The organism is Anabaena sp. FACHB-83 (genome assembly GCF_014697485.1).
In the GTDB taxonomy this organism is placed as follows: Bacteria; Cyanobacteriota; Cyanobacteriia; order Cyanobacteriales; family Nostocaceae; genus Nostoc_B.
Window position 1 is genome coordinate 51695 of record NZ_JACJRY010000029.1, and the last position, 21298, is coordinate 72992.

15 protein-coding genes and 1 CRISPR repeat array are annotated in these 21298 nt (G+C 39.1%); of the genes, 6 read left to right on the plus strand and 9 right to left on the minus strand.

Annotated elements, in window-relative coordinates; all coding sequences use genetic code 11:
• Positions 1–378: 378 nt before the first annotated feature.
• On the plus strand, positions 379–918 hold the full coding sequence (locus H6G79_RS25690) for an N-acetyltransferase (RefSeq protein ID WP_190592972.1): 540 nt from the start codon (positions 379–381) through the stop codon (positions 916–918).
• Positions 919–970: 52 nt separating this feature from the next.
• Here the strand turns inward: H6G79_RS25690 and H6G79_RS25695 are convergent, their stop codons facing one another.
• The 3 genes from H6G79_RS25695 to H6G79_RS25705 all read right to left on the minus strand — a co-directional run bounded on the left by H6G79_RS25695 (position 971) and on the right by H6G79_RS25705 (position 6163).
• Positions 971–1546, minus strand: coding sequence for a dihydrofolate reductase family protein (locus H6G79_RS25695; protein ID WP_190592973.1), 576 nt, complete (start codon positions 1544–1546; stop codon positions 971–973).
• A 1289-nt stretch (positions 1547–2835) separates the two neighbouring features.
• A CRISPR array of direct repeats spans positions 2836–3757; the repeat unit is 37 nt; unit sequence ATTGCAATTTCTCTTAATCCCTATCAGGGATTGAAAC.
• 25 nt (positions 3758–3782) lie between these two features.
• Positions 3783–4835, minus strand: a complete 1053-nt coding sequence (gene cas1, locus H6G79_RS25700) for a CRISPR-associated endonuclease Cas1 (protein WP_190592974.1) — start codon at positions 4833–4835, stop codon at positions 3783–3785.
• Positions 4836–4858: 23 nt separating this feature from the next.
• On the minus strand, positions 4859–6163 hold the full coding sequence (locus H6G79_RS25705) for a glycosyltransferase (RefSeq protein WP_242048548.1): 1305 nt from the start codon (positions 6161–6163) through the stop codon (positions 4859–4861).
• On the opposite strand from H6G79_RS25705, the gene H6G79_RS25710 reads away from it, so the two are divergent.
• Positions 6145–6288: a hypothetical protein gene (locus tag H6G79_RS25710; RefSeq protein WP_191049376.1), complete on the plus strand. Its 144-nt coding sequence runs from the start codon at positions 6145–6147 to the stop codon at positions 6286–6288. The genes H6G79_RS25705 and H6G79_RS25710 overlap by 19 nt on opposite strands.
• Positions 6289–6335: 47 nt before the next feature.
• On the opposite strand, the gene H6G79_RS25715 is transcribed toward H6G79_RS25710, so the two are convergent.
• The 3 genes from H6G79_RS25715 to H6G79_RS25725 form a co-directional block, all read right to left on the minus strand.
• Positions 6336–7667, minus strand: a complete 1332-nt coding sequence (locus H6G79_RS25715; RefSeq protein WP_190592977.1) for a Rieske 2Fe-2S domain-containing protein — start codon at positions 7665–7667, stop codon at positions 6336–6338.
• Between the two features lie 15 nt (positions 7668–7682).
• Positions 7683–7868, minus strand: coding sequence for an SDR family NAD(P)-dependent oxidoreductase (locus tag H6G79_RS25720; RefSeq protein ID WP_190592978.1), 186 nt, complete (start codon positions 7866–7868; stop codon positions 7683–7685).
• A gap of 125 nt (positions 7869–7993) precedes the next feature.
• Positions 7994–8953: a hypothetical protein gene (locus H6G79_RS25725; protein WP_190592979.1), complete on the minus strand. Its 960-nt coding sequence runs from the start codon at positions 8951–8953 to the stop codon at positions 7994–7996.
• A gap of 403 nt (positions 8954–9356) precedes the next feature.
• On the opposite strand from H6G79_RS25725, the gene H6G79_RS25730 reads away from it, so the two are divergent.
• Together H6G79_RS25730 and H6G79_RS25735 are read left to right on the plus strand one after the other, a co-directional pair.
• Positions 9357–9614 (plus strand): hypothetical protein, encoded by a 258-nt coding sequence (locus tag H6G79_RS25730; RefSeq protein ID WP_190592980.1) that lies wholly within the window; start codon positions 9357–9359, stop codon positions 9612–9614.
• Between the two features lie 354 nt (positions 9615–9968).
• Complete coding sequence (locus H6G79_RS25735; RefSeq protein WP_190592981.1) at positions 9969–11666, plus strand: ShlB/FhaC/HecB family hemolysin secretion/activation protein; 1698 nt, start codon at positions 9969–9971, stop codon at positions 11664–11666.
• Here the strand turns inward: H6G79_RS25735 and H6G79_RS25740 are convergent.
• On the minus strand, positions 11648–12985 hold the full coding sequence (locus H6G79_RS25740) for a cytochrome P450 (protein ID WP_190592982.1): 1338 nt from the start codon (positions 12983–12985) through the stop codon (positions 11648–11650). The genes H6G79_RS25735 and H6G79_RS25740 overlap by 19 nt on opposite strands.
• 95 nt (positions 12986–13080) lie before the next feature.
• On the opposite strand from H6G79_RS25740, the gene H6G79_RS25745 reads away from it, so the two are divergent.
• Complete coding sequence (locus H6G79_RS25745) at positions 13081–15615, plus strand: filamentous hemagglutinin N-terminal domain-containing protein (protein WP_190592983.1); 2535 nt, start codon at positions 13081–13083, stop codon at positions 15613–15615.
• The gene (locus H6G79_RS37680; protein ID WP_190592984.1) at positions 15612–18071 is read left to right on the plus strand and encodes a CHAT domain-containing protein; all 2460 of its coding nucleotides are present in this window, start codon (positions 15612–15614) and stop codon (positions 18069–18071) included. The genes H6G79_RS25745 and H6G79_RS37680 overlap by 4 nt, the downstream gene beginning before the upstream one ends.
• Before the next feature lie 5 nt (positions 18072–18076).
• Here the strand turns inward: H6G79_RS37680 and H6G79_RS25755 are convergent, their stop codons facing one another.
• Complete coding sequence (locus H6G79_RS25755) at positions 18077–18958, minus strand: hypothetical protein (protein WP_190592985.1); 882 nt, start codon at positions 18956–18958, stop codon at positions 18077–18079.
• 177 nt (positions 18959–19135) lie between these two features.
• Positions 19136–20986 (minus strand): protein kinase domain-containing protein, encoded by a 1851-nt coding sequence (locus H6G79_RS25760; RefSeq protein ID WP_190592986.1) that lies wholly within the window; start codon positions 20984–20986, stop codon positions 19136–19138.
• Positions 20987–21298 lie beyond the last annotated feature (312 nt).

The following is a 21298-nucleotide window of genomic DNA, read 5'->3' on the forward strand; positions in this document are numbered from 1 at the left end:
TTCTAACTGCTCGTCATTAGAAAACAATCTCTGCCAAATCTCCCTGATTTTTACCACTGACTCATCCCCTCAAAAGTCCTGCTACTAAAACACTGTAGATTTTTTATACAAAGTATGCGCTTTTACGGACTGTAGCACGAAATCTATTTTGTGGGGGTTACATTACTTTACTTGCGCTCCGTATGTTCTGCGGTGGTGAATTTGGTGTGGCGATGGAGATTACAAATTATAGACTGGGCTTCAACTTAGTGAAGTTGAAATAATCCCACCAACTCGTTGCTCAAAACAGCTAAAATCCTTAATTGACAATGCTTCCCAATCCCACGTTCATCGCCCCTTGAAACCGAGAGCATGGTTATTTTAGTGAAATGCTATACCATGAGTAATTCCATACAATTTGAACTGCCAAATTCTGAGTACATAGTAAAAAAACTCAATCCCAGCGATGCAACACTTCTTCAGCATCTTTACGAACAATGTACTGATTACGCCTTTTTATCCGATGGCCATCCGCCTGTTGCCTCTGCTGCTGCTGATGAGTTTCTCGCTTTACCTAATGGTAAAAATCTAGAAGATAAATTTATTTTTGGTCTGTTTGATTCACATAATTTCCTGAGCGGAGTTCTCGAAACTATTCGGCATTATCCTAATGAGAAAAGTTGGTGGATAGGATTAATGATGTTGGCTCCAGACGAAAGAGCCAAAGGGTATGGTTCGCAATTTTACAAAGCATACGAAAAATGGGTGGCTCAACAAAAAGCCCAATTCGTATTTTTAGCTGTTCTGGAAGAAAATCAGTTAGGTTTTGCTTTTTGGCAGAAGTTGGGTTTTGAAGTGGTACACATAGCACCACCTCAACAATTTGGAAATAAAGTTCATCGGCGTTATGTGATGCAGCGACAGATTATTGACGGCTGAGGCTACTGGAGTTTTACTGGCTCAACAGAACTATCGAGACTCAATAACTTAATTACTTCACCCTGTAGTCAAGTAACACTACTCCGTTTTCATAAATATTGCTATTGACAACTTCTAAAGCAGTTTGCTCGATTACTCCTGAAAACAGTGGAATGCCTGAACCCATCAAAAATGGATTGATTTTCAGGATTAACTGATCAATTAATTTGTGAGCAAAAAGCGTTGTGGCTAAATCCGCCCCACCACACAGCCAAATGCCTTTACCTGTTTCATTCTTTAAACTTGTAACTAACTCAACAGCATTTTCCCTAACAAGTTCAACATTCTCATCTGGACTAGAGAGCATACTGCATGAAAAGACATACTGTTTCATGTGTGAGTAAGGATTTGTGATGCCATCCTTCAATCCTACCTCGTAGGTCTTTCGCCCCATGAGAACAACGTCAAACCACTTGTTCTCAGCATGAATACCCATTACCTCACGAAACTGTGATGGAAAGATTTCCGGAAAGTCGGCAGATAAACAAGCAAAATATTTAGCATCTGAGGAAAAGCCGTTATGTGAACCGTCGCTCTGAGCAATATATCCATCAACGCTGCAAGCCACAAAATACGTTAGTTCTCGCATATTGGCATCCTTTTTAAACAATTGCTAGAAACACTACTCAACCAACTAATCAAGCCGTACTTCGCATGGACACTCTCTCTTGCCTATCAGAAAACCACCGTTGCCAAACTTGCTTGAGTTTTACCACTACCTCATCCCCTCAAGAGTCCTGCTACTGAATCACTGTGGAATTTCTCACAATCCGCGCTTTTACGGACTGTAGCATGAAATCTATTTTGTGGGGTTTAATTTACGTAACTTGCAATACCTCTGTACTGCGGTGAGGTTTTGCTTTGGGTGCAGGGTAAGGAAATGGGAGAGTCGCACATTACCCCTCATCCCTCAGCCATTCCAGCCCAGTCCTCCGTGCCGCTTCTGAACTGTAATAGATTTTCGTTTCGCCAAATATGCCACCTGTGCTGCTGATGATGCGAAACTGCCAGCACTGGCCGGGCGTGTAATAAACCATGAGGACGCTGTTGTTGATGCAAACAACTGTATCAACTTTGATGTGGGACATTTGTGAGTGTGAAGTTGAGTTATCTGCAATTGTCTTCGATGAAGAAGAGGAAATCAGACAAATTTTAAGTTTTTCTTGTAGCTTAATATTTACGCTCATCACCAGGGCTGTCAAGCATTGCTTATTGGGGTGAACGTGGGTGTTTTGCTAATATGGCTGTGGATTACTTATCAAAATATTACTATGCAAAATATGGTTTTAGGGAATATTTTGCTCTGCAATGTCTACAAACAAGGCTAGTCATCGATTTCGATGCTTGAGCCACTTGTTTTCTACACTTGCTGCACTAGTCTAAACCCAAACCCACAATAAGCGCGATGTCTGACGATCAGCCGCGAAGCGCGTCTACGCGGTTGATTGTACTATTTGAATGACGCGGCTCTCATGAACGCCAACGCACAGAATCACGTTGCTCTATAGGCTATCTTGGTACGGTTGAGAAAGATCGGTCTTAACGGGTGTTGAAGCGATCGCACCAATGCCAGTTTAAAAAGCATCAGTTATCTTGTGCGGTTATAATGCCAAGTGAACATCACCCAAACACAACAAAATTTTTCGGCTCAATGCGCGGATGGGTAGGTGTACAAAATTAGGTTTTCCCAAAAATCGCTGTGTTCTTCTCGGTGCAAGCTTTTGAGCTTGTGATAGAGCAAAATAGTCCGCGCCTCTTTTCCTGTCTGCATTCCAGCATTTTTGTGTCAGTCAATTGCAATTTAGGAGTGTTACAATTGAGCCACTGGCGGAATCGAACCTTGAAAACCGAATATACATTAGCTTTCCGACTCCCGCAATTGCAATTTCTCTTAATCCCTATCAGGGATTGAAACAAAAAAATGATAGATGATGGTAATCTATCTGATGAAAAATTGCAATTTCTCTTAATCCCTATCAGGGATTGAAACCAAGCTTTAGCCTTGCAAAGTTGTCTCCAAAATCAATTGCAATTTCTCTTAATCCCTATCAGGGATTGAAACTAGCAAAAGTAACTCTCATTTTGTTCTCCGCTTTTATTGCAATTTCTCTTAATCCCTATCAGGGATTGAAACGTACGAGTGCAGTTTATACAATGGTGAACTTGTCATTGCAATTTCTCTTAATCCCTATCAGGGATTGAAACAACAAAAGCCATTGCTATATTTTTTGCTAACCAAATTGCAATTTCTCTTAATCCCTATCAGGGATTGAAACTAATTAATGGCTGATAAAAAAAGTATTTTCAGGAATATTGCAATTTCTCTTAATCCCTATCAGGGATTGAAACATCTTGAGCTTATTTAGATATGGCTAATGTAACTTATGAATTGCAATTTCTCTTAATCCCTATCAGGGATTGAAACAACAAGCTCTGATTTATGCAACGGGCCAATATTAACATTGCAATTTCTCTTAATCCCTATCAGGGATTGAAACATGAGAATGCGATCGCGGAAACAAGGCATTGATGTGAAATTGCAATTTCTCTTAATCCCTATCAGGGATTGAAACTAGCCAAGAGTCAACGATTAAAGTAGGAATTTCCCAAAGATTGCAATTTCTCTTAATCCCTATCAGGGATTGAAACGCGATCGCGGAGTGGGAGCCTTTGCTCGCTGAGGGGGCTTGAAATTGCAATTTCTCTTAATCCCTATCAGGGATTGAAACTAGTGACTCGGAATGATGCCAATTATCGCCAAGTATTGCAATTTCTCTTAATCCCTATCAGGTGACTATTAATTCTCTAGCTAATTCCTACACTATTCAACGCAAATCCGGCGAGTAGTATTCATTAATTTTACCGCATAACAGCATAGCAATTTGTTTGGCTTGCAAGTACAACAGTTCTTCATAAGAGCATTTGATTTTTGTCCCTGGATAGGTAAATTGCTCGTTCATCTTTTGCATATATGAGTATTGAAGCGCATGAACTACAGAAAGCGGTAATCCCGATTTATCTCCATGTCCATCAAAATCTTCCCTAACAATCACTTGCTTATTTAAAACTCTGATCACCACTAACTCACTGTAGAGCTTAAACTCATTCGCTAAATCGGCAATCAAGGCTTGTTGTTGATGACGATTCGTATGCCAAAATCCGATTGTGGGGTTTAGTCCGGTATTTTCAACTGCTATTTTTACCGATTCTTCTAGCAATCTATAGCTAAAATCTAACATCCTGCTGACAACTGAATTTGGTTCATGGCATTTTAAACCCCACTCATGTTTGAGCAAATGCCCAAAAACACTGTAGTACAGTTGTTGTCCTTGTTGAAACGTTTCTAGAAGTGCAGCAATGCTTTCTTGTTGATAAACCCGATTGATAACTTGTTCCATTTGTTCACAGGCAATATCAACAGCACTATTAGATTCACCACGCAAACGCATCAGATAACGACGGCATCGCCGCAGGTTTCCCCACACAGAGGGACGCATTATCTTTAACTTCATTTCCTGGCTCATGTTGGCTTGGGCAAGGTCAATCTTCTCTTCTATTGAGCTTGTCACAGCAATCTTTCCCATAAAGGAACCAGTTTGTGAAAATATCACTACTGGGATTTGATAATTCATGATTGTGGATAACGCTTGCGGCTCAATTGCTACTGGTTCGACTGTCACGAGCGATCTGATTGTCTTCAATGCCGCACAGCTATTATTCTCTGGCTGGTGAATATATAAATAGTTCGGATCGGTTGAAAGCTCAATCTTTGTACCTGCTTTCAGATAAAGTGTCACCAGACTTTGCTCTATGGCGAATTTTTGAGCAGGTTTCGGGATGTTCATCCCAGAACGGTATTCCAATTTCTCTTCCATCATTTCCTGGTTTACGTTGCCACTACCTACCCCATCAACCCCAAATGCCGATGAAATGCTTCAACCGCATTTGCCACACCATCCTCAGCCCTAATTTTCTCGCCTAACTCCTGGGCTTTTAACTGCATTCCCTCATCACCCAGTACAGCTTCAATCGCTGCCGCTAGAGTTTTTTCTGATACTTCCTTGTACGGTATCGGTTTGGGGCTAAGTCCCAGCCGCATTAGCATCTCACCCCACATTGGCTGATCCGCAACAAAGGGTACGACGATTGAGGGTATCCCTGCTTTTAACACCGCCGCCGTTGTCCCTGCACCGCCATGATGTCCCATTGCTTTCACTTGTGGTAAAAGCCAGTCATGTGGAACATCGGGAATCACAAACACACGCATTGAATCTTTGGGATTGACTATTTTGCCCACCTGACCCCAGCCTGACAATATAATGCCGCCTTGATGGGTTTTCTTTAGGGCTTCCACAATATAGTAGGTCAGGTATTCTGGATTGGGCATAGTCATACTGCCGAATCCAAAACACAAGGGTGCTTGTTTGAATCCTAGAAAATCCCACAGTTCATTAGGGGCTTCATCTTCGTATTCGTCGGCACAGTCAATAAACCAGAAACCAGTCACCGAAGCCCACTCTGGACAGTCTGTTGGTCTTGGGATAACGTGCGAACTAAACCCATACAAAACAGGGATTCGGGATACGTTAGCCGGGGTCTTTCTCCTAAACCGACTGCCCAAGAACGGCAGTGGCGGCAATTTCAACGTTTCGGTTCTAAACTCATTCAGTAGCTTCCGATGTTTCTGCCAGTACAGGAACTCTGCAATGAAGTAGCTGGTGTAGTTGATAATTTTCTTGAGGAGATTTTTTGTTGGTCGAGCGAATTTCAAAAATGGGAACATCCCGGTTGGAGTTAACGGCACAACTGATGCAAAGAAACAGGGGACACCTAATTTCTCCGCGATGTGATATCCCCAGTTCGTCAACGGCGTGTAGATGATTACTTCTGCACCCTGGCAAGCCTCCCAAGCCGATTGCATCTGTTGAAGAAACAACTTATCACTCACCATCGGGACTTTTTCTCCCGCAATCAATCGCATCCCTTTTTTTGATTGCAATAGTTCTTGCGAATTGCCAGCTATAGGGGCAAACTCCAAATCAAACTGTCTCACAAACGACTCAAAGTTTTCGTTTGCTGCAACTGTTACCTGATGTCCCGCACGTTTCAAGCCAATAGCTAGGGCGCAGTATGGTTGCACGTCGCCCCTAGAACCAAATGTCAGGATCGTAATCTTTAGTTTTCGCTTTGGTGGACTCTGGCTCAATTGCTTCCCCTACTGGCAACTTCAGTTCTACTGATGAATTTTATCGGATTGCGGGTGGCTATGGGCTATGGGCGATCGCCTTGGCTCAAAGACGACCGCAGTTAACAAGCCTTACCCTACGGTAACGCCAACAGTAAACACATTCATTCAAGTTATAGCCAATCAAAGATTGCTACCTATGTGCATGGATGTAGTCGACAAAATAAAATCTGGGACTCAACCACAATTTCAGCCAAGCATAAACCCCAACACTTAGTAGTGCTGTCACAATTAGCGGTAAACCCAGCTTGATTTTTAATGCTTCGGGAAGGATTGCAACAATGCTGACAACAATTGCAAAGTAGATCACTAGACCTACTTGCAAACGTTGTACAACTTTTAATGCGCCTCGACAGCTACTACAATGCTGCGTATGCTGTTTGTAGCGATCCAAAACTTGTTCACGATTTTCATTGAGCTTTCCGCTTGTTACAACACTTATTCCAACTTCATTCCACGGTAGCTGTCCGCGACAATACTTATCAAACCAATTGCGATACTCAATTACCAGTCTATCTGCACTTGTTGGTAACTTATATGCCGTTTTCCAATCAGAAGATGATTGTTTCTGTTGGAGAAAATACTCTTGCTGCTGTAGCAGCACCATATCTCCATCCAGAACTTGATTGCGTTCATTAAGATGATTCCACCAACGTGGGATTAGACGATGCAGTGTTTTGGCAAAATTGCGCGGAAACTGCGCGATAATACGTGATTTTCCCAGATCTACTGGTAGACAATAGGTAACAAGTCCAACCTGCTTTTGCCCATCTCCAAACTTGATGGCATACTCTAAACGACAAGGTGGTTCAAAAGTAATTGTGGTTTGAAAATTTCCAACTGTTGCCGCTTCAATTATATTTGCTGTGGATTGCAAAATTTTGATTGGTATGGGTCGTGCTTTGCTACGCTCACCTTGCACACCATGATGAGCAAAAGGAACATGGCTTGGATCTGCCACATTTTCTACCAGAGTTTGCCAGTCATACTCTAAATCCCTTACAAAAGAAGACCAAACAAAGCCTTTGCTTGTATCTACTTGCGGCGATAATGGTAACGGTGTTTTAGCCGCTTGTTGGCTCGATTTTACATCTGCCCACACCCAAAGTAAATCCTGTTGCTGACGAGTTGGTAGTGCTACAGCACACAGATTTTCCTGATTTTTACTAACAAGTTCTGGATTTTCTGCTTGCGGAATCTGAGTACAAATTCCTTGCTCATCAAATTGCCAACCGTGATAGCTACACATTAAATTCCCCGTATTCTCATCAACCCGTCCCTCACTTAAGGGAGCCAAGCGATGAGGACATTGATCTAAAAACACGCGAAAATTTGGGGATGACTTTGGTTTCCAAATGACCAACCGTAATCCCAGAAGTGTCACAGGTGTTGGTTGATTGGGATCTAAGTCTTCGACTGGCGAAACTGGATACCAATGCTGAAAAAAGTTGAATTCGGGTTCCATTTTACAATCAGAGCTTTAAATTAAAATTTTGCTCAATGAGCATGGATTAATCATTAGCTTATCTATATCCTGCTTCATTTTTTCAACAATCACCTTGGAACGAGCGCAACCAATCACTGTATTACCCTGTGCAATAAAACCCTCCGTCATAGCGTAGCCTAGACCTTTACTTACGCCCGTTATTAAGATCCATTTGCCCATAATTATTTTCCCTACTCTGAGTTTTTTTGTAGCTAGAGTTTACTTTTCTCCCTCGTAGGGATCATAGTATTTTAAAAAGGTCTGTTCATCGGATTATGGGCTTGACTCCAGCAACTTATTCCACATCACTTCTTCTGCTTCCCATCCAGCCCATACTCCCGTTCCATCGCTCCCAATATCCTCGCCTGCAACCCTGACAAATACGGCTTCGCCTGTTTCCCCAACCCCTGCAACAGCCAATCTACTGACGGGTCATGGTCTGCCACTTGTTGCAATCGCCGCAATCGTGTACGTAACTGCTGCATTGATTTACAATCATCATCTAGCAGTTCTAAGGATTTTAGGTGTTCAATTTTGACTGTGTATTCCCCGTCCCAAGTTTGAACAGTGCAACTGTAATCGCCAACATGAATTATTACACCCCAGCATCCGCCCTTCCCTCGTAAATCTGGGTTGTCCTTTGGAACAAGTATGCAGATTTCGCCTTCGCGGTAGGGATTCGGTACTTTTGTTCGCTCTCGAATTTTATCTACAATATCTTTGACTACACGCCCAGAAGGAACTTTACCCCCAACGGTTTCGACTGCTTTGAGCCATGCTTTCTGCTGCTGCTGTGGTTCTAGTGTTGTCAGTGGCCGTACCTGTCCTTCACTAGTTGGCAGGACTGGTATAGCAACAGATTCTACAGTTACTGTTTTGAACACAGCATTATTTTGTGTCCAATTTGGACACATTTTCAGATTATCTACAACATCTGCCGCCTCAATTAATCTGTAGGGATGACGACGCTCAAACCCAAATCTATCTTTGCAATATTCCTCAAATGTTTTGTGCGTTGAACGGTAGAGACGGCGATCTCGCAGTTCTCTCAAAGCACGACCTGCTTCGTAAAACGCTGTCTCAACTTTTTCTTCTAACCTAACGCGATCGCTCTTTTCCTCCTGCGTTAATTCTGGAACTTCAACAACCGCCACTTCAACAGTTACTACCTCTGGTTCTTCTTGTTTGGGCTGCTTTTTTGTTGGCTTTGGAGTTGCGCTCGTTACGGCGGTGGTCTTTTTGCGTCTAGAAGATGGGTTGTTCATTACCCCACCTCCAGTTCGGCATGGCTGAGATAAGTGTTCCTTTGTGTCATCATGAGAATAGTCTTTATTATTCCAGCCCCACTCCTTAGCTAAGGTTGGGGTTTTTCAATGTTTCTTATATCTTTGCATTTCTGCTGCTTGTGATCGTGTATTCAATTTAAATTTCAAGCCGTCATCACATGATTATGTTTACTGCATATCTGGTCTGAGAACCGGATTAGGACTGGACAGACCACTCGTATTTCTCCTTAATCTGTTGTATTCTAGTTATCCTGTGTGATTTTAGTCCTGATTTTAATCAGAGCTTTTACATTCTTTCTGGAACTGATTCAAAAGCTATGTCTACTTCTCATTTGGGTAATTAGCTCTTTTTCACCACTACTTTTTACATTTTTTAACTCTCATGAAAATTATCAAAAAATCTGACAAGCTTACTCTCAGACAGATGCGGGAAATCGAGTTAGCCGAAGACCAACTTCTCCAGTCTGAGACTGTTCCTCTGACACCACCTGCAATCGAGCAACCTGTACCCGTCGTCCCAGAGCCTGAACCTAACTACATTCCATTGTTAGACAATCCTCCGGTTCAGTCTGTGGGTAACTCCGGCTGGCAGGTTTCTGATGTCTGGCGCGATTTGCGGGTTGATAGTTTTTGTGATTGATAATCTATCTTGTGATAGTTGCAATAATTTTTTTCCTTATTAATGGCAGCAGATTTTTATCGGCTAATTTTGTGAGCTTCTACTACATTGATATCAACATGATTCAACTTAAAATATATTTTAGCTTTTTCTTGTTACTAAGAAAAACTTTGAAATATCGAAATTCACCTATTATAAGGAATTGAGAGTTCACATCATATTTGCTTGACTCTTTAAAACTCTTAAGTTCAGTCTTAAAATCTTGTTCTTCGATTGCTGAATTTTATATGATTTGAAATAGTGGAAAATACTGGAAATATTGTTTTAGAAAGTTTTAGTGATTTCAATCATACTTTCTCTCTAAATTCAGCATAAATGATTAGCAAGTTTTTTGGGGCTTTCATTGTGTTAGCCCTGTTTGACTGTAGTGTGAAAGCTCAGATTAACAGCATTCCGCGAGACGTTCAACCACCTTCAACTACTCCCCTACCAAATCAGGAGCCTCAGCCAATACCCACCCTTCCAAATCTTCCTGCTCCAACCCCTTCTACCACGCCCGAAGAAGAATTTGATACGAATCAAGAAACTTTCACTGTTTCTAAATTTGAAGTTATTGGTGGTACAGTTTTCAGCAAAAAAGTCTTAGATCAAATTCTTGAAAAATACACTAATCGCCCGGTCACGCTTGCTGACTTGTATCAGGCTAGAAAGAAAATCAGTGATTTGTACCTCAGTAAAGGGTACATCCAGTCTGGTGCTTATATTCCGCCGCAAAAAATTCAGGACGGGGTTGTTAAAATTCAAATCATTGAAACCAAGCTCAAAGATAGAGATATTGAAGTTATCGGCACAAAACGCCTAAATCCTGGCTATATTCGGAGTCGCATAGCAGCCTCTAATCTCGGCCCGCTCAACAAAGAAGTTTTGGTGAAGTCTTTACAACTATTAAGAATAGATCCCTTGATCAAAAATTTATCCGCAGACTTACGAGCCGGGAATCTGCCTGGGGAACTTCTACTAGTTGTTGAGATTACGGAGGCAAAAACTTTTAGCACCCAACTGTCTTTCGACAACCAGCGATCACCCAGTGTTGGCGACTTACAAAGGCAATTGCAATTAAAAGAGGCTAATTTGCTGGGGCTTGGGGACGGGCTAAATATCGCTTACAGCAATACAGAGGGAAGTAATTTTCTGAATGTTGCCTACAGCATCCCTCTAAACCCTCATGAAGGCACTCTCTCTTTTAATTACGGCATTTTTGAAGGTAGAGTAATCGAAAATCCCTTCAGCAGTCTTGACATAAAATCTGGCTCACAATTTTACGAACTTACGTTTCGCCAGCCGATAATTCGCTCTGTCAACGAAGAATTTGCTCTTGGACTGACTGCATCTCGGCGCGAAACTGAAATTAGTTTCGTGCCTCTACAACAACGTATTCCTTTTCCTCAGCCTGGATCTGACAATGAAGGGCGTACCAGAATCTCGGCTCTCCGATTCTTTCAAGAGTGGACTGTTCGGAACAGCCGACAAGCTTTTGCTCTGCGATCGCAATTTAATTTAGGCATTGGCGCTTTTAATGCCACCGTCAATCCCACCGCACCTGACAGTCGCTTTTTCTCGTGGGAATTACAATCCCAATGGGCGCAACTTCTAGCTCCCGATACTTTAGTTCTGCTTCGTTTCAGTTCGCAACTGTCAACTACAAATCTTGTATCTCTAGAGCAGTTCGGCTTAGGGGGTTTAAGTAGTGTACGAGGCTATCGCCAAGACTTGTTGCTGGGCAATAATGGCACTTTCGCTTCCGCAGAGATCCAATTTCCTATTTTTCGCTTACCTCAAATCAACGCTAAGTTGCAAGGCATATACTTTACTGATATTGGTATTGTATGGAATAGTACCTCTAACAATAGTACTAATACCCTGGCTTCTACTGGCTTAGGGTTACGTTGGTCACAGGGAGATCGCTTCTTTGCTCAACTCGATTGGGGTCTTCCTTTGATGTCTGTAGACTCGCCAAGACAAACCTTACAAGAAAACGGGATTTATTTCCAGATTCAATACAATCCTTTTTGATCAATTCCCTTCACAATCATTTCTAAACTAGGTGGGGACATAATAATTCCTCTCCTAACAGGCTTAAGAGCCTGATTGCTCACCAAACTCAATTGAAGACGAGAGAGAATAGTTGCTAATACAAGTTTGATTTGAAGCTGCGCCAAGGCAGCGCCAACACATCTGCGACTACCTCCACCAAACGGCAAATATTCATACGGGGAAAACTGGCGTTCTAAGAATCTCTCCGGTATGAACTTTTTAGGCTCTCGGTACACTTCTTGCCTTTGATGTGCCAAATAAACTGAGACATTAACAATTGTTGGAGGTTCTAGGTAATATCCTGCAATTTCTATCGGCTGCTTTACGAATCGTGCAAACGCATTTAAAGCTATTGGATAAAGTCGTAATGTTTCAGAACATACCGCATTTAGATACGGCAATCGAGCTACTTCATTTTTATCTTTATTAGAGTTTGCTCGAAGTTCAAACAAAAGCCTTGCTTGAATTTCAGGTAAGTAATGACTCCAATATAATGCCCATGAGATAGCGGAAACAGTTGTTTCATATCCAGCAAATAATAAAGTTACCAAAGAGTCTCGAAGCTCAATGTCCGTCATTGCTTTACCAAACTCATCTCTTGCTTCGATAAGCATACTCAAAATATCTTTATCTCTAGCTTTTGACATTTTACGTTCAGCAATAAGAGCATATATCTCTTGATCTAGCTGGTCTATTAAGCGCGATTGTGGATTCAATATACCCCAATTTTTTATAATAGGAAGAAAAGACCACAAAACTTGACTTAGGGGATTATCAAAACTCTCAAAAAGGGAATTTACTATACACCGTATTTTATTTTGACGTTCACCTGCTTGCAATCCAAATACGACATTAAGGATCACACGCATAGAAATTTCCTTTACAACTAACTGAACTATAAAAAAACTTCCAGGAGATAATCGATTTATAACTTCTTCAGTTATTTCGCAAATAACCTGACTATACCAACGCATTCGTTCCGAATGAAAGGGGGGTAATAACATCCGCCGTTGACGATGGTGGCGTTCATCCCCAAGAAAAATTATGGAATTTTCTCCTAACAAGAGTTTCACTAAATCACTTTTTTGTATAGAACCAAGATACTCCGGTTCGGATGTGAAAATTTTCTGTATTGCTTCCGGGCTACTAAAGTAAATAAGAGGCGGCATTTCATTCCCTCTAAGCCTAAAAGTATCCCCATATTCCTGTTGCCAACTATCTAAAGTTTCTAATGGTCGAAGTAAAAACTGAATATTTTGTATTAATACAGAAGTTTTTGGGCCATCAGGTAAGTACATTGTAATATTTTCTTGATTTTTAACCTACAAATATTTTATTTTATTTTTAGCAGCAGCTTTTTAGTAAAAGATTTTACAAGACCTAAAAATTAACGATGAGCAAAATAAACAGTACTATAATTGTATTATTATTAACTTTTGATACTGTTAAATTTACTCCTGCATCAGCGCAAATTATTCCAGACAAGACACTTCCAGCAAGTTCTACCATCAACAATCAAGGTAGTAGTATAATAATTGACGGGGGAACTCAGGTTGGGAGAAATTTATATCACAGTTTTAGCGATTTTTCTATCTCTACTGGAAAAACTGCTTTTTTCAATAATTCCGTAAATATTGAAAACATCATTACCCGTGTAACAGGCATATCAAGCTCAGTAATTGATGGAACAATTAGAACTAATGGTAATGCAAACTTATTTTTAATCAATTCCAATGGAATTTTATTTGGTAAGAATGCACGTTTACAAGTAGGTGGCTCTTTCTTGGCAAGTACAGCTAACAGTCTTAATTTTTCCGATGGTATTAAATTTAGTACTACAATCCCTCAAAATAATTCACTATTAAGCATAAATGTACCTCTAGGATTAGAATTTACCACAAATTCATCGGCTCCTATAATAGTGCAAGGGGCTGGACACAACCAGTTTATCATCGGTAATCAAGTAGCTGCTTCAATTACTTTATTGGAATCAGGTCAAAGTGAAGGATTACGCTTACAACCAGGTAGAACCTTTGCTTTAATAGGTGGGGAGGTAGTTTTTGACGGTGGATTAGTTACTGTTCCTTCTGGGCAGATTGCTATAGGTGCTATTAACAACGGTACAGTTAAGCTTTCTAACGATTGGAACTATACAGGAGTCCATGAGTTTAAAAACATTAGCTTTAATAAACAATCTTTGTTGGATACAAGTGGCTTTGCACAAGGAAATATTTCTATTCACGGTAAAAATGTAACTTTTACAGATGCCTCGTTGGCCTTAATTGCGAATTTTGCATCTCCTACTCCAGGAGCTATTAGTGTAAATGCAACGGATACGCTAAATCTAACAGGAATAACTTCGTTTAACGTACAGCCCTTTCTTGGTATAAGAAGAGTTAATCGAGGTATTATTACTGCAACTATTTTTGGACAAGGGGCGGATATATTTCTCTCTGCCCCCAAGATAATCGCTCAAGATTCTGAAGTTGTTTCTACTCTCACTTTTGGACCTGGAAGAAGTGGAAATCTAACAGTAAATTCGTCAGAATTAACAGAAATAAAAAGCGTAGCAATCAATGAAAGCTCTGGAGTTGCTTCTGTGTTTGGAACTATAACTTATGGTTCAGGTAATGCAGGTGATGTAACAATATCAACCAAAAAATTGGTAATTCAAGATGGAGGATCTTTAAGCTCTTTTACGTTTGGAGAAGGGCAGGGAGGAAAAATAACAATAAATGCTTCTGAAACCTTAAAAGTTTCAGGTGGACATTCTGACTTAGTTTTGTTTGCCTACGGAACAGAACCTGTTCCTACATTTTCTCCAAGCAATATTTCATCGCTCTCTATTTCTTCTGGTGATGCTGGTAACATAAGCATTAATACAAAGCAATTAATTGTTGAAAACGGAGCTGCAATTTCCGCGTCTGGTTTACGAACAGGTAACTCCGGGAATGTAAATATCAATTCTTCTGAAACAGTCTATCTTAGTGGCTCAGGATTAGTAAATCCTTCTTTAAATCCTAGTAGAATATCCTCATCTGTAGGCTCTAGTGATCCTTTTGTAAATTACATATACAATCTCAGGCAACCCTCAGATGCTTTATCTGGAAATGTTTTTATTAGAACCGGTAATTTAATCTTAGAAAATAATGCTCAAATTGGAGTTAGGAATGACAGTACAAAAGATGCAGGTACACTTGGGATCGTCGCTAACTCCGCATCTTTAAACAATAGCTCTATTACCGCATCCACCCGATCAGGCGAAGGAGGCAACATTGCTCTGAACGTCACAAAATTAGTATTAGGCAATAGCACTATCACTACAACAGCCGGTGGTAACGGCAACGGTGGTAACCTTACAATTAACGCAGACACGATCACTGGATTCGGCAATAGCAGTATCACAGCCAATGCATTCAGAGGACAAGGCGGTAACGTATCTATCAAAACTAAAGGATTTTTCTTCTCAAATGACAGCTTCGTTTCAGCAAGTTCCCAATTGGGAATCGATGGCAGGGTTGAGCTTGAAGCGTTATATGAACAGCTTGATCCTGCTCAAGTAGAGCCAATACAAATTCAAGCAGATCCTAAAATTACTGCATCTTGCCAGGGGAATCCAAATTCAGGTTCTCCCAGCAAATTCGTGATTATTGGAACAGGGAGCGCACCACGCAACCTTGACTCCCAAATTTCTAACAATAATGGATGGTCGCCCAATGTTGCTATATCTGTTGCTGATAATGATTTGGAAAAATTACCAAATCAAGGCATTCTACCAATTGTAGAAGCACAATCAGTAGTAATAAGCAAATCAGGAGAAATTATTTTATCGGCTTCTCCTTCTAAATTTGTTGGAACAACGGAAGCTTCATCAGACAATTCTTGCTTTACCGCCTATACATCAACAAATAAACGGAGCCAACAGTGAAAATTACAAGGCGTAGATATTTACTTTGTGGGGCTTCAAGTTTTTTTATAACAATATTAAAGCCAGTTAAAGTTTTAGCTACTAACAAAATCAGTAAGCAACAGCAAGCTGAGTTATTGACACAAAGTGGGCATATTTTATTAAATAAAGGACAATATCTATTAGCGATTCAGGATTGGAAGGAAGCAACAAAACTTTATCGCCAATTAGGTTTTGAGGATGGCGTTACGGGAAATTTAGTTAACCAGAGTCTCGCATTACAGGGACTAGGTTTATACCTTAATGCTTTTGATGTTCTCTTGGAAGCCTTGAGAATAAGCAAATCAACTTACTCTCCAACTTCTTTTAAAAATCAAGACCCCCAAAAACTGTATTTAGCAATTCATAAGATAAAACTTACTCCAGTAAATTTGTTGGCACTACAAAATTTAGCAGAAGTTTTACGGCTACTGGGGAATTTAAACGAATCTGAGGCAGTTTTACAAGAAATTATTCAATCACAAACCCCAAACCCATATTTTAATTTTTTCTTGTTATCTTTGGCGAATACTAAAAAATCAAAATATTACCGTTCAATATCACAATATAAATGGATAGAAGAATTAATTTTAAAAAAAGATACTATAGACGAAATTCAAAACAATGCACTTTCTGCTCTCAAGCTTTATCAACAAATAAACAATCTAGAAAATACGCCAAAAGACATAAAACTAAAATCTCAATTAAACAATTTATCATTACTATTGAATTTTCAGGAATGGGTAAACTTACAGAAAAACCAGGATTTCGTAAATAAAAAAAATATTAGCCAGAAAATCCAAAACTTAATAGCTCTAATCTTCCAAAATTATTCCTTATTTGACGAACTATCTGCTAGTCAATCAGTTTACGCCAAGATTGATTTTGCTAATAATTTATACAAAACTACAGACAAACAATTACAGCATATAGCTATACAGTTTGCGGAATCAGCACTAACAACTGCTGAAAGCCTTGATAACAAACTTTTACAATCTTTCTGCTGGGGAACTTTGGGTAAACTTAATCCAGGGAAATCAGAAATATACTTTAATAAAGCTTTGGGATTTGCTCAATCAATTCAAGCGTGGGACATTGCTTATCAATGGCAGCAGCAATTAGCGGATTTATACGGGCAGCAAGGAAAATTTAAAGAAGCTTCTCACTTTTACGAAGCTGCTATCACGAATTTGCAGCAAGTTCGAGGAAATCTCTTAAGTACTAATCCAGATACTCAATTCTTTTTTAATGAAAAAATTGAACCTGTGTACCGCAATTACCTTCGACTATTAATAGCAAAGTCTAATCCTGACTACCAAAAAGTAATTCTAACAAACGAAGAATTTAAAATTACAGAATTAGAAAATTATCTTCAATGCGGCAAACTCAATCTTGTATCTTTAAATGAAATTAAGGATTCAGATTCAACAATTATTCATATAATCGACTTAGTTGATACATTGGAAGTGATTTCTCAGTCGTCTAACTCAATCCATCATCACTCGATTGATTCGACTTTAATTAGAGAACATATTAACAATATTTTGGAAATTTTGCAAAGTAGAAATTTCGCCTATACCACAGAAGAAACAATTCTATCTGACTGCCAAATACTTTATAAATTATTGATTGCACCTATCCAAAATTTAGCCTCTTCAAAAATCTTAGTTTTCACTTTAGATACAACCTTTCAAAGTATACCTATGGGTATACTTCACGATGGCAATAGTTATCTTATTACACACTATGCCATCACCTATACGATGGGATCAAAAATCCAATTCCCTAAATTTTTAGATTCTTCACAATTACGGGCTTTAGTTGCAGGAATTAGTAAGGAATCACCAAGTTTTTCTGCTGCCAACGCCCCTGAAGGACTCAAGCCACTACCAGGGGTTGAAGCAGAAATAGCCAGCATCAAAGAAGAAATTACTTCTACAAAGATATTATTGAACGAGCAATTTGTTAGTTCCATGCTGGATAAAGAACTGACTACAGATAACTTTCCGATAATTCATTTAACAACTCACGCTCAATTTAGCTCTCTTGCTGACAAAACAATGATTTTGGCTTGGGACAAACCTATTACTATTTTAGAATTCAATGATTTGCTTAAAGAAAAAATGCAGCAGTCGAAAAAAGCAGGGCTTGAGTTGTTGGTTTTAAGCGCCTGTCAAACAGCAAAAGGAAACAAAAGATCAGCCTTGGGCATTGCTGGTGTGGCCGCACAAGCAGGAGCTAGAAGTACGATTGCTAGTCTCTGGCAGGTAGATGCCGATTCAACAGCTTTACTTATGAAAATATTTTATAAAGGATTAAAAAATAATTTAACTAAGTCCGAAGCTTTACGCCAAGCACAATTACAGATGTTATTAAACCCTAAATATCAACATCCCTTTAATTGGGCAGCTTTTCTATTAGTTGGTGCTTGGCTATGATGTGGTCAACGCTCTCGCAACTGCTGCAATGTTTTGAAACCTAATTCTATTTTTTTCAATTCAACTTCGTTCCCATTTTTCTTTGCTAACTGTTCTGCTTTCGTGTAGCTTTGTTGCGCTTGTTCCAGTAATAACGCACCTACATAGCGATCGCCTAGTACCCTAAAGATTGTGGGATCTTGACTACCAGCTATAATCCGCGTTTTCAATTCTTTGATAGTCTCGTCTAAAAGAAACTCGGACATAAATACAGTATCCAGATCAAGCGCCGCCTCCTCATCAGGTGGCAACCCCAGGACTTTTACTTGCTGCACTTTTGCTGAAATATCCTGAACCTTATTTAAAGGTAAAAGAGATACTACCGAAGAGCTAAAACTTAGACGTTTACTACCACGATTGGCGATTATCGTAATATTGTAAGCATTCCCATACAGCAATTCTTTTTGCTCTTTTGGGTAAGGGATAACGGTAGTATTAGTCTTTACTTGTACCTCCCAATCAACCTTATTACCTTTTAGCACTACTGTATAGCTATCAGCATCCGCCACTGCTCGCCACGAAATATCCGGCTTATTGTTGATAATCGAATTTCCGTAGGGACTTATTAAAGCTGGCGAATTAGGTTCATCTTCTGGCCCTTTAAAATTGCGTGGGCAAAGTAGGACATTTACCACTGAACACTGCATGGATTCTTTGGCGGGGTGATCGCATATTTCCTTGTCAAATCTTGTGCTACGCTCTATAGTTATAAACTGTCGATTCAGATAGCAGAGAACCCTGACCGGACTACCATTCGGCTCTATTTTTTCACCTAAGCATATTTTTCTTCCTACTCTCCAAGTACGATCATTTCTACTATAAATTCGCCCACTTGGTTCTGCACACATTCTTTTTTCTAATATTTGCTGACTCCAGACGCTGGTACTAGCAAATAATGAAGTAACTAAAATTAGAGTTGATAGAGTTGTTGATACTGCTATAAATCGAGGAATATAAAAAAAGTAAACCGGAGTCCGAGCCATTTTTTGAAAAGTAAAACCCTAACTTTTAGTTTACTATAATAACTAACGATTTTTTTTAATTATTCGCTGTAATAAACTATCTCGCCAGTTAAATACTTCCGGTAGGTCAGAATCAAGTGTCAGACAAGCTTCCCAAGCAAGAAATGAGTTATCACTATCTTCCAAAATATCGTATATTTGTGCTTTTAGACAGTGAACATCTGCTCTTTGGATATCTAATTGTTCAGCTTTTTTTAAATATTGCTGGGCTTCTTGTAATTTCTTATGTTTTAACTTTGCCCATCCCAGATTTTTGTACAATGCAGCTTGTAATTTTGGCATTTGAGTGTTTTTTAATCCTTCTCCTGCTAAAGCGATCGCTGCATCATAGTCACCTTTTAAATTTTTCAATCGTGATAAATTGTTCAAGACTTGGGCTGCTTGCTTATTAAATTTTAGAGCAACATTGTACTGTTGCTCTGCCAAGTCTTTTTCACCCATGTCATCGTACAAAGTTCCCAACCCAAAATATCCTTCCCAGGTGGGGTTTATTTGCAAAGCTTTAGAATAATTACTAGTAGCACAATCATAATCTTTTAGCAATTGGCAGACAAAAGCTAAATTAGTATAGGTGTCCACATCTTGATTATTATATTTTATCGATATAGAATAATATTTCTTGGCATCTTCTAAGTTCTTGGTGCTACGAGCCGCTTTATCAAAATAAAAATTTGCAATATAATTCCTCACTTGAGGACTTATTTTTATAGCTGAATCAAACAATTTTTGTGCGCCCTGAGAATTATTAGCTGATTCAGCTTGTTCTCCTTGAACCACTAGACTTTTAGCTCTTAAAGGTAAGAATATTTGAAAATATGCCGTAGTTCCCAAAATCAATAATCCGAGCCAAATACTAATTCTAAATGCTTTAGATTTTGTTAATCTGTAAAATTTATTTTGCTCATTAATTTTTTCTATTCTCTGTAAAATAATTTTAGTATCTGCTGGACGTTTTCCAGGAGTGGGAGCCATCAAGCTATCAATAATATCTGCCAAAGGTTTATCAATTTGTAGTGCTTTATCTCTCCATATCAGTTTCTCTGTGTGTCGATTTGTAGGTAAATCCATTAGACGAACTCCCGTCATCATACGAACAAAAGTTCGCCCCAGAGCATAAAAATCAGACTGCGGTACAGCTTTTCCATAAATTTGTTCTAATGGTGTATAAAAATGCGAAATTATAATTGTAATTTCATTATCTCCAGCATTTTTACCTGCCCCTCGATTAGCACCAACTTTTGTTAGATAAGTATCTGTTATTTGCCGTGCTGTTCCAAAATCAATCAATGCTAATTGCCCATTTGGTTTGAGCATTATGTTTGCAGGTTTAATATCTCTATGAAAAAAACCTGAATTATGTATTTTTTCTAAAATTTCTACTAACTGCTTTAACCACTCAAGTGCTACAGATTGTGAAATGGGTTGGTGAGAGTTTATCCATTTTTCTAGGTCTTGTCCTTCTATTTTGTCCATGATTAAACATCTAAGCATGAAAGGACTATTCTCAGGACGATAAGTAAAGAAATCTTCTGAACCATTCGTCTGTGGTATATTTTCACAATCTATTAATGATAAAGCCAGAGCTTCTCGCTCAATTAATTGAATTGCTTTAGAAGAAGTCCACCTGACAATTTTCATCACTCGCACTTTTGGTACAGTAATCCATTCTGTTCCTTTATCTTCTATTTCAAAAATTTCATTATAAGTAAATGGATTATCACTCAATTCTCTTAGCGGCTTTAATAGGCGAATTCGATTGTTAATTAATAAAGACTTCCCGCAACCTAGACAAGTATCAGTGCTATCAGGATTTTCACGTTTATCACAAAGAGGATTTATACAGTAATATGACATATTATTTTAGATTTTAATTTTTTAAATTAGTAATTTTATCTAAATGATTATCAAAATTTTGATTTTCAAACTTAGAGTTTTAATTACTTAATAAAATATCTACTGGTAATTCCCCATATATAGCTTTTTATATAACTAGTGTTTTCACACAGCAGGAGCATAGGCGTTCGTCGATTCATCCTAAAAAGGGAATATAGAGGTTACTCTCTTTTAAATAATAGCCTTTCGATTTTTTTGGTAAACTCAAGTAAAGCACTTGCCTAGCAAGGTTTTTATTACAACCAACAAAGCACTGTTTAGCTGAAAAGTACA